Source organism: Ruminiclostridium papyrosolvens DSM 2782 (assembly GCF_029318685.1).
In the GTDB taxonomy this organism is placed as follows: Bacteria; Bacillota; Clostridia; order Acetivibrionales; family DSM-1351; genus Ruminiclostridium; species Ruminiclostridium papyrosolvens.
The window spans coordinates 493,335-505,360 of the sequence record NZ_CP119677.1 but is presented as its reverse complement, the minus strand read 5'-3'; the positions used below and the strand labels follow the sequence as shown (position 1 = coordinate 505,360).

Annotated in this window: 13 protein-coding genes; all 13 read right to left on the bottom strand. The window is 34.6% G+C overall.

Annotation, left to right across the window (positions count from 1 at the left end; all coding sequences use genetic code 11):
- Window positions 1-6: 6 nt before the first annotated feature.
- Window positions 7-441, bottom strand: a complete 435-nt coding sequence (locus P0092_RS02280) for an ATP-binding protein (protein WP_004620006.1) — start codon at window positions 439-441, stop codon at window positions 7-9.
- 69 nt (window positions 442-510) lie between these two features.
- The gene (locus P0092_RS02275) at window positions 511-1,260 is read right to left on the bottom strand and encodes a SigB/SigF/SigG family RNA polymerase sigma factor (RefSeq protein ID WP_004620005.1); all 750 of its coding nucleotides are present in this window, start codon (window positions 1,258-1,260) and stop codon (window positions 511-513) included.
- A gap of 2 nt (window positions 1,261-1,262) precedes the next feature.
- Window positions 1,263-1,649, bottom strand: a complete 387-nt coding sequence (locus tag P0092_RS02270) for an ATP-binding protein (RefSeq protein WP_004620003.1) — start codon at window positions 1,647-1,649, stop codon at window positions 1,263-1,265.
- Between the two features lie 88 nt (window positions 1,650-1,737).
- On the bottom strand, window positions 1,738-2,055 hold the full coding sequence (locus tag P0092_RS02265) for an STAS domain-containing protein (protein ID WP_004619997.1): 318 nt from the start codon (window positions 2,053-2,055) through the stop codon (window positions 1,738-1,740).
- A gap of 39 nt (window positions 2,056-2,094) precedes the next feature.
- Complete coding sequence (locus P0092_RS02260; RefSeq protein ID WP_040758962.1) at window positions 2,095-3,006, bottom strand: hypothetical protein; 912 nt, start codon at window positions 3,004-3,006, stop codon at window positions 2,095-2,097.
- Window positions 3,007-3,096: 90 nt separating this feature from the next.
- Window positions 3,097-4,596 carry a lysine--tRNA ligase gene (gene lysS / locus P0092_RS02255; protein WP_004619993.1) on the bottom strand — a complete coding sequence of 500 codons (1,500 nt, stop codon included), beginning with the start codon at window positions 4,594-4,596 and terminating at the stop codon, window positions 3,097-3,099.
- 132 nt (window positions 4,597-4,728) lie between these two features.
- Window positions 4,729-5,205: a transcription elongation factor GreA gene (gene greA, locus P0092_RS02250; protein ID WP_004619992.1), complete on the bottom strand. Its 477-nt coding sequence runs from the start codon at window positions 5,203-5,205 to the stop codon at window positions 4,729-4,731.
- Window positions 5,206-5,527: 322 nt separating this feature from the next.
- Window positions 5,528-7,030: an IMP dehydrogenase gene (locus tag P0092_RS02245; RefSeq protein WP_004619991.1), complete on the bottom strand. Its 1,503-nt coding sequence runs from the start codon at window positions 7,028-7,030 to the stop codon at window positions 5,528-5,530.
- A 115-nt stretch (window positions 7,031-7,145) separates the two neighbouring features.
- A complete protein-coding gene (locus P0092_RS02240) occupies window positions 7,146-7,649 on the bottom strand; it encodes a DUF6106 family protein (protein WP_004619990.1) in 504 nt (167 codons plus the stop codon).
- Between the two features lie 169 nt (window positions 7,650-7,818).
- Window positions 7,819-9,450, bottom strand: coding sequence for a chaperonin GroEL (gene groL, locus P0092_RS02235; protein WP_004619989.1), 1,632 nt, complete (start codon window positions 9,448-9,450; stop codon window positions 7,819-7,821).
- Window positions 9,451-9,471: 21 nt separating this feature from the next.
- Window positions 9,472-9,756, bottom strand: a complete 285-nt coding sequence (gene groES / locus P0092_RS02230) for a co-chaperone GroES (protein ID WP_004619988.1) — start codon at window positions 9,754-9,756, stop codon at window positions 9,472-9,474.
- Window positions 9,757-9,971: 215 nt separating this feature from the next.
- Entirely contained in the window at window positions 9,972-11,390 is a 1,419-nt protein-coding gene (locus tag P0092_RS02225) for a tetratricopeptide repeat protein (protein WP_004619987.1), read from the bottom strand.
- Window positions 11,391-12,026, bottom strand: coding sequence for a bifunctional phosphoribosyl-AMP cyclohydrolase/phosphoribosyl-ATP diphosphatase HisIE (hisIE, locus tag P0092_RS02220; protein WP_004619986.1), 636 nt, complete (start codon window positions 12,024-12,026; stop codon window positions 11,391-11,393).

Genomic DNA, 12,026 nt, shown 5'->3' with positions numbered 1-12,026 from the left:
ATTTTCTTAAACATCTTTAGGTTGTTGTACGTCAAGGTTTTTTATAATTGAAACTTTATTCCCGCATTTATTGAACTTTATTTTGTCACATAGTTGTCTAACTATAACCAAACCTCTTCCATGGTCGCAATACAAATTATTTACACAATCCAAATTTTTATTTATCAATGCTGTTTTTGCAGGGTTAAAACCACTGCCCTCATCCATTACACTCACATATAAAAAATTGTCAATTATCTTAAAGGTTACATACGTATGCTTATACTCATTGCACTTATTACCATGCTGTACTGCATTTACAATTAATTCATTAAGTATAACCTTTATTTCGAACATTACATCTTCACAGACACAATGTCCTAACGTGATGTAATCAAGAATTAGACTAACGATATCGGATACATCTACAGGATTGCTAATAATATAAGTAATAGCTTTCACAATTACACCTGCCTAAATTTTGTTATATTATATAATACCCGTATTTCTAAGGTGTAAACAATGATGTACCTACTTGAGATAAGTTCTGAATTTATCGAGTATTTTCTTTTCCATTCTTGAAATATACATCTGTGAAACTCCAAGTATTTCAGCTATCTGTTTTTGGGTCATGTTCTGAATGTACCTGTATTTTATAAATTCTTTTTCTATGTCATTAAATGATGTTAAAGCCTTTTCCAGAAAGTCTTTATTATCTATCATTTCATATGTTTTCTCATCGTACCCTAAAGTATCACCCAATTCAGAATCATTTTCCTGATTAATTGACTGATCCAAGGATTTAACTATGGAAGAACTTCCGGCTTCTAATATTTCCAGCACTGTATCAACAGATATTCCCATGTATTCAGCTATTTCATCTGCCCTTGGCACTCTGCTCAACTTTTGTGTAAGCTCATCTCTTGCCTTGTTTACTCCCTGACGGGATTCGTATATTCTTCTGGGAATCTTTATTGTTGTACTCTTATCTCTGAAAAATCTCTTTATTTCACCTAGAATTGTAGGAGTTGCAAAACTTATAAACTTTACTCCCTTTTCAGGACTGAATCTTTCTACAGCTTTTATTAAAGCAAGACAAGCCACCTGATATATATCGTCAAAGTCGACCCCTCTGTTTAAAAATTTTTTGGATAAGTACTCTGCAAGACTAAGGTAATTTGAGACAATCTCATTTCTGTAATCCTGATTTCCCGTACTTATGTATAGAGAAAACAATTGCGCTTCATCGTAGTTTAGTATATTTTGAGTTTTGTTTTCCATAGCTATACTCCAATCCTTTTTGTCATTACTATGGAATGTTCTTCATTACACAACTCTACTGAATCCATAAGCGCTTTCATAATATATAGTCCGTATTCGTTTTCTATGGATTCTTCAAAACAGTTTAGTGTAGTGTTTTCTGCCGTAAATGTTATTTTAATATTGTCAGTATTGATATCAAAGGATATTCTATACTGACTTATCTTGTTTTGTGTTCTTGATAGTATCATATTACATACTTCAGATACAGCAACTTTTATATCCTCAACTTCATCAATATTAAAGCCTGCTCTGGTTGAAACACTTGATGCAGTTAATCTTGCCGTACTTACATATTCGCTTTTAGCAGGTAAAATGATTATAACATTATCATTTTCTATATTATTCATATATGTTCTCCTTTTTGCTCTGTATTAACATTTTTTAACTAGAAAAAAGGTACACGGTTAATGTGTACCCCATTCTCTAACAATATAGTTATTCTATTTTAAACAACTTGTCCAAGCCGGTAATGAGAAATAGCTTCTTTATATTGTCCTTTAAATTACAAATGTATATATGATTGTCTTCTTTTCTTACCTCTTTAAGTGCACCTACAAGTATGCCTAAGCCTGTGCTGTCTATATAGGTAAGTTCCTTGCAATCTATATAGAGGTCCCCATTGCAGGATTTAACCACCTCATTCAGCTCGTTTTTAAAGTTCTGTGATGTGTGAATATCAATTTCACCTGAAAGGATAATTTGACATTTACCTCCATCCAGCATTTTTTGAACACTCAATTCACTATGTTCCACGTTACTACCCCCTTTACCAGCGTTTCTTTCAAACATAAATTAATTCGCGAATAACTTTGCAAGCTTTTGTATAAGTTCAAGGTTTTTGGGCTTCGCTCTAACAGCCAGAATCTTCTCAGGGCCTAAAACATCTACATCCTTGAAGAATTTACTGTTTGTCACATCTATTCCATATAACTTAGGCTCAGAATCCTTATATGATTTGACTGTCCGCTTTTCATTCGGGTTCTTGGGCAAATTCCACTCTTCTACAACCTTTAGTTTGAGATAGTCACTGGACTTAGTATCTATTTTTAAGTCCTTGGCTACATCATCCATGGCCATAAAAGCACCATCATAAGCATAACGATCAAATACATACTTGCTTAGCAAAAATACATCTGTATTCGAAGCAGCAAAAATAACCATTGCTTTTTGTATATACATAGATGAATTTGGGTCATTAATTCTGTCACTAAGCATTACTGTTTCAAGACCAACTTCCTTTATTTCAGGTATATTCTTTGTTATTTTCTGTTTAAAGGTATCAGTCATCTGTTCATGCACTTCACCCAGAACACCTATGGTTATATCTGGTTTTACTTTAGTTACAATGGAATATATCGATGCTGCTATGATTATTATAACTATAATTGTCACCAGTATATGATACTTATAGTAATAGAAAAAGTTACCTGCTTTTTTTCTATCCATGCCCGCCTTTACAAATGCCTTATCAACATATGTTTCCTTTTTCGGTACTTTTGGCTCTTCTACCTCATAACCCATAAGGATTCTATAAGCATCGGTTTTCTTCTGGAAGTCTTCTTCAGCTTCTTTTGTCAAAGTACCGTCTATTTTCATTTGACGGTGCTTTTTCAATACTACGTCATACCTTTTTTCAATATCTTCTTTAGTTGAATTTATTGGAATTTCCATTATTGCTCTTGATTCTTTTTTCGTGTACTTCAAATTAACCTCCATGACCAATTAAAGGCCGCCAATTACCATTAGGTTATCCGTTGTTTCATATGTTAATCACGCAAAAGTTATCACTTTATTTTAATCTCTTGGTTTCATTGTAGGGAATAACATTATGTCTCTTATTGACGCCGAATCCGTCAAGAGTATTATCAGTCTGTCAACACCTATTCCCAATCCGCCTGTTGGTGGCATTCCATATTCTAATGCCGTAACATAATCATCATCCATCATATTTGCTTCTTCGTCTCCGGAATCCCTCTTTTTCACCTGGCTGATAAATCTGTCTTTTTGGTCAATAGGGTCGTTTAACTCAGAGTACGCATTACCCATTTCTCTTCCTGTTATGAAGAATTCGAAACGTTCTGTTAATTCAGGACAATTCGGCTTCCTTTTTGTAAGAGGAGATATTTCTACAGGGTAGTCGTATATAAATGTAGGTTGAACCAAATTGCTTTCAACAAATTCTTCAAACATAAGATTCAATATTTCACCGCGAACCATACCTTCTTTTACATGAACCTTTTTGGACTCTGCTGCTGCTTTTGCTTCTTCATCAGTTTTTATTGTATCAAAATCTATTCCTGAGAATTTTTTTACTGCCTCTATCATAGTCATCCTGTTCCAAGGTGGAGTTAAATCAATATCCTGTCCTTGATACTGAATCTTAGTAGTACCCAATGTTTCCATCGCTACAGTTGAGATAAGGTTTTCTGTAAGTTCCATCATTCCCTTATAATCATTGTAAGCTTCATACACTTCCATCATTGTAAACTCAGGGTTATGCTTTACAGACATACCTTCATTTCTGAACATTCTTCCCATTTCATATACTTTTTCCATTCCACCTACTATAAGCCTCTTTAAGTAGAGTTCCGGTGCAATTCTCAAGTACATATCTATGTCCAATGTATTGTGATGTGTTACAAACGGTCTTGCGGTAGCCCCACCAGGTATTGTGTTCAGCAATGGTGTATCAACTTCGAGAAATCCCCTGTTATCAAGGAATTTTCTAATTGATTTAATTATTTTACTTCTTAATATAAAGGTATTTTTAACTTCAGGGTTTACTATCAAGTCTACATATCTTTGTCTGTATCTTAAATCTGTATCTTTTAAACCATGCCACTTTTCAGGCAATGGAAGTAAAGACTTTGATAAAAGTGTAATCTCTTTTACCTTGATTGATATTTCTCCCTTGTGAGTTTTGAATATCTCTCCCTTTACACCAACTATATCACCTATGTCATATTTTTTAAACATTTCATATACTTCATCTCCAACTTCGTCTTTTCTGACATAGAGCTGAATTTTTCCATCCCTGTCCTGAAGGTCGCAGAAGCCTGCTTTACCCATACCGCGCTTTGACATTAACCTTCCGGCAATAGACGCAGTCTGACCTTCTTGTGCTTCAAAATTATCAATAATATTTTTAGTTGAATTTGTTACATCGTACTTTACTATCTTAAAAGGATCACAGTCTTTATCCTGTAAATCCTTTAGCTTTGCACGTCTGACTCTTAGTATTTCGCTTAAATCCTCTTCACTCTGTTGATTTTCCTGAATATTATCTTCTGACATTATTTCCTCCTATTTATATATTAAAGTATTTAATGATTTCCTTATAAAAAACAGTTTACATTAGAATGTAAACTGTAAGTATTATTATATATTAAATTTGCTTTTTGTGGCAACACATATTGTATTTGTTTCTTATTTGGATATCTCCAGTATCTTAAACTTTAATACTCCGTCAGGCACTTGTACTTCGACTGTTTCATCTTTTGAATGCCCAATTAGCGCAGCACCTACAGGAGATTCATTTGAAATCTTTGATTTAAGAGGGTTTGCTTCTGTAGAACCAACTATCAAGTATTCTACTTCTTCATCAAACTCAATATCATAAATCTTTACCTTTGATCCAAGGCTTACAACATCTGTGTTTACTTCATCTTCATCTATTATTCTGGCATGTTTGAGCATGGATTCAAGTTGTACAATCCTGCCTTCAACCTGTGCCTGTTCGTTTTTTGCTTCATCATATTCAGAGTTTTCAGATATATCACCAAATGAAAGAGCCTGTTTTATTCTTTCGGCTACTTCTTTCCTTTTAGTCCCTCTTAAAAATTCTAATTCTTCTTCCAGCTTCTTTAAGCCTTCGTAAGTTAAAACGACTTCTTTTGCTGACATTTGAAGCCCTCTCCTTTACCATTAATTTTTTCTGCTAGACCTATAATTATTAAATAATATGCAACTGTCTTTTCCTAATATATTATTCAACTTGTTGACTTATATTAATATACATGAAATAAAAATTAAAATTATTTTCCTGACGGCAGTAGCACTTTGATGTCAGGTTTGTTATATTGCTAACTAATTATAGATTACATATATAATAATGTCAAGAATGTTTTATCCATTTTTTTACATATCATTTTATGGTCCAAGCTACAATACTTATATAATTATCTCAACTTATTTGAATAATATTAATAATTATTTTATTCAATTATCAGGAAGATATTTCCTTGTCCTTTAAAATTACATCATGAGCTCCGCCTTCTTTGATACTTGTGGCAGATACCAGCGTAATTCTGGCTTTCTGTTGGAGATCTGATACCGATAATGCACCGCAGTTACACATAGTAGATTTTATTTTGTAAATAGTAGTATCCAAATTATCTTTTAATTTACCAGCGTACGGAACATATGAGTCAACACCTTCTTCAAAGCCAAGCTTCGCTTCGCCTCCCATGTCATATCTCTGCCAGTTTCTAGCACGGTTTGAGCCTTCTCCCCAATATTCCTTAACAAAGTTTCCTCCAACCTTCAACTTTCTGGTTGGGCTTTCGTCAAATCTTGCAAAATATCTGCCTAACATTATAAAGTCAGCACCCATTGCCAGAGCAAGTACCATATGGTAATCGTGTACTATACCACCGTCTGAGCATATAGGTACGTATATTCCTGTCTCTTTCATGTATTCGTCTCTTGCCGCTGATACCTCTATAAGGGAGGATGCCTGTCCGCGCCCGATACCTTTCTGCTCTCTTGTTATACATATTGAGCCACCACCGATACCAACCTTTATAAAGTCAGCACCTGCATCAACTAAATACCTGAAGCCTTCCTTGTCTACTACATTTCCGGCACCTACTTTTACATCGCCATTATAGTTTGCCTTAATCCATTTAATAGTCTCAGACTGCCATTCGCTGTACCCGTCGGAGGAATCAATACAAACAATATCTACTCCTGCTTCAACAAGTGTAGCTACTCTTTCCTTGTAATCACGTGTATTGATACCTGCGCCAACTATAAGGCTTTTGCTCTTATCCAATAATTCGTTTGGATTTTCCTTGTGGCTGTCATAGTCTTTTCTGAATACAAAATACATCAATTTTTGATTGTTGTCTATTATCGGAAGACAATTTAGCTTATGCTCCCAGATTAAGTCATTTGCTTCTTTTAATGACGTTTTTTCATTTCCATATATTAATTGAGAAAATGGAGTCATAAAGGTGCTTATTTCCTCATCCAATGAGGCTCTGCTTAAACGGTAATCCCTGCTTGTAACTATTCCCAGAAGTTTGCCTGTAGGTGTTCCGTCTTCTGTTATAGCTATGGTCGAGTGACCTGTTTTTTCCTTTATTGCAACTACATCTCTGAGCTTATTGTCAGGACGAAGATTGCTGTCACTTAATACAAATCCAGCTTTATATTTCTTAACCTTCCTTACCATTTCAGCCTGACTTTCGATGCTTTGTGAACCGTATATGAATGATATACCTCCGCACTTTGCTAATGCTATTGCCATGTTGTTATCTGAAACAGACTGCATTATTGCAGAAGCAACCGGTATATTTAATTCCAGAGAAGGTTTTTCCCCCACTTTGTGCTTTACTATGGGTGTCTTAAGAGCAACGTTGTCAGGTATACATTCCTTTGTACTTAGGTTTGGGACTAAGAGGTATTCACTGAAAGTCCTCGAAGGTTCGTTATAATAAAAAGCCATTTTTTTTAATTCCTCCTTATATGCCATTTGTTAATTATTTAAATATAATAATACCGTTTATATTTTCTATTCAAAAAGCAAAGAACTAAAACGTCCTTTGCCTTAGGTTTCAAATTTATTCAAAAACCTTTCTTGGAATATATTTCTTAAATGATTCAATCATTTTGGGATGTGGTTCGAAAAATACAAGCATTTTCTCACCGTCTTTTACTGTAGATATAAAGTATACTTCGTTTGACTCCATTGATGTTACGGCACTTAAACGCTTTTTAATGCCTTCGTAACTTTGATTATACTCACCACTTGTCATTTTTGCTACTATCTCAAAATCCTTGCAGGATCCACTAAATACTCTTTTTCTCTTTCTCTGTGCTATTATCATATCTATATCTAAATCACCGTTTGTGACGATATATTCATATTCTACGTTTCTGTTCCTAATCAGCATATAGCCTAAATACCCGATTGCTACAAGCAATACCGGCATAAAGGTTTGTAGGAAGCTCACTGAACCAACTATCATGATTAATACTAGTCCAATAACAATTGTTCCTGCAATTATTATTGAGTCAACAGCAGATTTTCTGCGTTTTACAATTTTTTCCATAAATATATCCATTTTTAAAGCCCCTCCTCATTGGAACAAACAAAGCATTTTTTAAGCTTGTTAAAATAATAATAAATTAACAGGATAATATCAAGTATTTAGTGAAATTATTTTTATTTTACCATTTAAATACAAATAGAGGATGACTATTTTGTAGCCACCCTCTATAACTTTTTTATTCTTAGTACATTCCGCCCATTCCGCCCGGCATTCCACCTGGCATAGCCGGTGCTTCCGGTTCAGGCTTATCAGCTACAACGCTTTCTGTTGTAAGTACCATTGCAGCTACAGAAGCCGCATTTTGGAGAGCTGATCTTGTAACCTTTGCAGGATCAACTATTCCGCTTTCAATCATATTTATATATTTTTCGTTAAGTGCATCGAATCCGATATCCTTTTCGCTTGCCTTAATCTTATCAACTATTACTGATCCTTCAAGACCTGCATTTGCTGCTATCTGTCTTACAGGTTCTTCAAGTGCTCTTAATATAATCTGAACGCCTGTCTTTTCGTCACCGGAAGTTGTTTCAAGTAATTTAGCAACTTCAGGAATAACGTTAATCAACGCTGTTCCACCGCCGGCTACTATACCTTCTTCAACTGCTGCTCTTGTTGCAGCCAGAGCATCTTCAATTCTCAATTTCTTTTCTTTCATTTCAGTTTCAGTTGCAGCACCAACCTGAATTACAGCTACACCGCCTGAAAGCTTTGCAAGTCTTTCCTGAAGTTTTTCTCTGTCAAAGTCTGATGTAGTATCTTCAATCTGAGTCTTGATGGAGTTAATTCTGGTCTTAATGTCTTCTGCTTTTCCTGCACCATCAACCACTATTGTATTTTCTTTTTGTATAATTACCTGTCTTGCTTTACCAAGCTGAGCTATCTGAGTTTCTTTAAGGTCAAGACCCAATTCTTCAGTTATAACTTCTCCGCCTGTTAATATTGCTATATCCTGAAGCATAGCTTTTCTTCTGTCACCGAATCCAGGTGCCTTAACAGCTACACAAGTAAAGGTTCCTCTTAATTTGTTCAGGATAAGAGTTGTAAGTGCTTCTCCTTCCATGTCTTCTGCAATTATGAGAAGCTTCTTTCCTTGCTGAACAATTTGTTCAAGTATTGGAAGTATATCCTGAATGTTTGTTATTTTCTTGTCAGTTATAAGGATATATGGATCATCCAAAACTGCTTCCATCTTATCTGTATCAGTAACCATGTAAGCTGACAGGTATCCTCTGTCGAACTGCATACCTTCAACTACTTCAAGGTTTGTTCCCATAGTCTTTGATTCTTCTACAGTGATAACTCCGTCATTTGTTACTTTTTCCATTGCATCAGCAATAAGAGTTCCTATTAATTCCTCATTTGCGGAAATAGTTGCAACTCTTGCGATGTCTTCCTTACCTTTGATTTTACGGCTGTTTGCCTTGATTCCTGCAACAGCTGTATCAACAGCCTTCTGCAAACCTTTCTTTAAAATCATTGGGTTTGCTCCTGCTGCAACGTTCTTCATACCTTCTCTAATTATTGCCTGTGCAAGTAAAGTTGCTGTAGTAGTACCGTCACCGGCTACATCGTTTGTCTTTGTAGCAACTTCTTTAACAAGCTGTGCACCCATATTTTCAAACTTGTCTTCAAGTTCAACTTCTTTTGCTATAGTAACACCATCGTTTGTTATTAATGGTGAGCCGAATTTCTTATCTAAAACAACATTTCTTCCCTTTGGTCCAAGGGTAACTTTTACTGTGTCAGCTAATTGATTAACACCTTTTTCAAGTGCGCGTCTAGCTTCTTCGCCAAATTTTATTTCCTTTGCCATTTCTCTTACCTCCCGTTATAATTATTCAACAATTGCGAGGATATCGCTCTGCTTCAATATTGTATATTCCTGACCGTCAAATTTTACTTCTGTTCCTGAATATTTGCTGGTAAGTACTCTGTCTCCAACTTTAACTTCCATCTTAATTTCTTTGCCATCTACAACTGTTCCAGGTCCTACTGCAACAACCTCTGCTACCTGTGGCTTTTCCTTTGCACTTCCCGGTAATACTATTCCACTTTTAGTAGTTTCTTCGCTCTCAAGCATTTTAATAACTACTCTATCGCCTAATGGTTTTATCTTCATTGTTTTACCTCCTTGAATATTTAATGCTTGTAAACTGTTAGCACTCACTATCATCGAGTGCTAATCACATTTATAATATTATATATTGAATAAAATATTATCAAACGCTTTATAATCATGAATTAAGCAATATTTTGCCATTTAGTCCATTCATGGTTTTATTGCTAATTATTTCTTCCATTTACTCTATTTTATTAATATTATCAGTTTTTATCCTAATAATTTATTTTTTTGAGTAACTTATTAAACGCAATAGAAGAAATTCCATACTTTTGTATTAATTCCTCTTTTTCCAAATCAATAAAATTCTCTTTGCAATAGATGTATTCAATTACAGCAGAAAGACCTACTATATCTTTTTCACTCTCTATCAAAAGTTCGCCTGTATGATATATTATGTTATACAATATTTGTATTATTTCCTTTTCGTATTCAGGAACATACATTATTTCCTTATGCAGTACAACACACTCAACTACAGAATTATACTTTTTTGGAACCTTTCTGATAGTTCTCTGCCTTGGTTTCGAGGCATTTTCAAATATTTCTAAATACCTGAAGGGACTATACATGTAATCTTCAGGCTCCCCGATTATTCTGAATATTTCCTTATATTCATCCAAAACAGACACTTCCGAAGTATCTTCCTTTAAAATTTCACTGACCCTTTTAATCCAATCCGAAAAATCTGTATCCAACGTTTTAATTGTTTGCAGATTATTAATAATCGGGTTTGCCTTCTCATAATTTTTTGATGCTATATATCCTATAAGCAGCAAAGAACATACGAATAAGTCGCTGTACTCAACAATATATGTTTCCAGCAATTGAATCAATTCATCTATTTTATTAAATATTATTAAAGTAGTTGCAATACATAAAAGGTCCTTCCTGTTATATATACTTCTAAATGGAAGGATCTTTAATAATTTTTCTACCCGGGAATATTTCCGGGAGCCATATAAGTTATATATTTTAAGGCTGTTAGCCCAAATGTCTTCACTATATATATTTGTAACTGTGGCAATAAAATTTGATGCACGTTTATAATTCTGCTGTTCTATAAGTATAAGTACCAGCAGATTACGTGCATCGGTGTTCATAGGGTTAAATCCTATTGCCTTATATAGTTCTCTTACCGCCTCGCCGGTTTTGTTATTTAAAAGGCTTTTTTTAGCATTTTTTAAGCTAGTTTGAGACAACTTTAAAAATCTGTTGTCTACGGAAATGTTATTATACAGTTTTAAATAAAATATCATTTCTGAAACTTCTTCGCTGAATTCGCCATCACTGTCAAAATAAATATACTTTTCAAAGTATTCGGCTGATTTTTTCATATCACCAAGCTCAAAGCTGTTACAACCCATACCGAAATAACAATCATACATTGTAGGGTTATAGTGTAAAAGTATATCCATGAATATCCTGTTGGCTTCTTTGGGCCTTTGCATTTCAGAAAGAAAGCATGCTATGTTAAATTTATACTCCATATTCTCAGGACTTAGCTCAGCCGCTTTTATCAGATGTTTGTAGGCTTCGTTTATGTTCCTTTTGTTGGCGCAACGCAGTCCCTTATAGAAATAAAATTCCGGATTGTTCCGATATTCATCGATGCTTAATAAATTATTTTTCACTTATCTTCTTCCTTTTAATTCTCCGTATATGTCTTCAAGAGTGAGGCCTCTCTCTACAAGTAATACCATAAGATGGTACATTAAATCCGATACTTCGTATCTAATCTCTTCTTTTGATTTGTTTTTTGCCGCAATGATAACCTCGGCAGCCTCTTCTCCTACTTTTTTCAATATCTTATCTAAACCTTTTGTAAACAGATAATTAGTATATGAACCTTCTTTAGGATTAACATTTCTGTCTACTATTACGTTGTAAACTTCATGAAGAATTGCTGCAGTTGGCTTCTCTTCTTCATTTTCTTTCCATTCTCCGTCAACCATTGTTCTGTAAAAGCATGACTTGTTTCCTGTATGGCAAGCAGCATCAATCTGTTCAGCCTCTATCAAAATTGTGTCTCCGTCACAGTCCAGCTTTATTGACTTAACAAGCTGAAAATGGCCTGATGTCTCACCTTTTAGCCAAAGCTTACTGCGGCTGCGGCTGTAATAATGAACCTTTCCTGTTTCTATTGTCTTGTCAAAGGCTTCCTCATTCATATAAGCTACCATCAGAACCTCTTTTGTTTTAGTATCCTGAGTAACTACCGGAACAAGACCTTTCTCATCAAATTTAACTGAACTTTTTAAGTTATTCAT

Coding starts and splice junctions, on each gene's coding strand:
- lysS (WP_004619993.1), bottom strand. CDS start 4,596: ATGTCAGAAGATAATATTCAGGAAAATCAACAGAGTGAAGAGGATTTA.
- P0092_RS02275 (WP_004620005.1), bottom strand. CDS start 1,260: ATGGAAAACAAAACTCAAAATATACTAAACTACGATGAAGCGCAATTG.
- groL (WP_004619989.1), bottom strand. CDS start 9,450: ATGGCAAAGGAAATAAAATTTGGCGAAGAAGCTAGACGCGCACTTGAA.
- greA (WP_004619992.1), bottom strand. CDS start 5,205: ATGTCAGCAAAAGAAGTCGTTTTAACTTACGAAGGCTTAAAGAAGCTG.
- groES (WP_004619988.1), bottom strand. CDS start 9,756: ATGAAGATAAAACCATTAGGCGATAGAGTAGTTATTAAAATGCTTGAG.
- hisIE (WP_004619986.1), bottom strand. CDS start 12,026: ATGAATAACTTAAAAAGTTCAGTTAAATTTGATGAGAAAGGTCTTGTT.
- P0092_RS02240 (WP_004619990.1), bottom strand. CDS start 7,649: ATGGATATATTTATGGAAAAAATTGTAAAACGCAGAAAATCTGCTGTT.
- P0092_RS02245 (WP_004619991.1), bottom strand. CDS start 7,030: ATGGCTTTTTATTATAACGAACCTTCGAGGACTTTCAGTGAATACCTC.
- P0092_RS02270 (WP_004620003.1), bottom strand. CDS start 1,649: ATGAATAATATAGAAAATGATAATGTTATAATCATTTTACCTGCTAAA.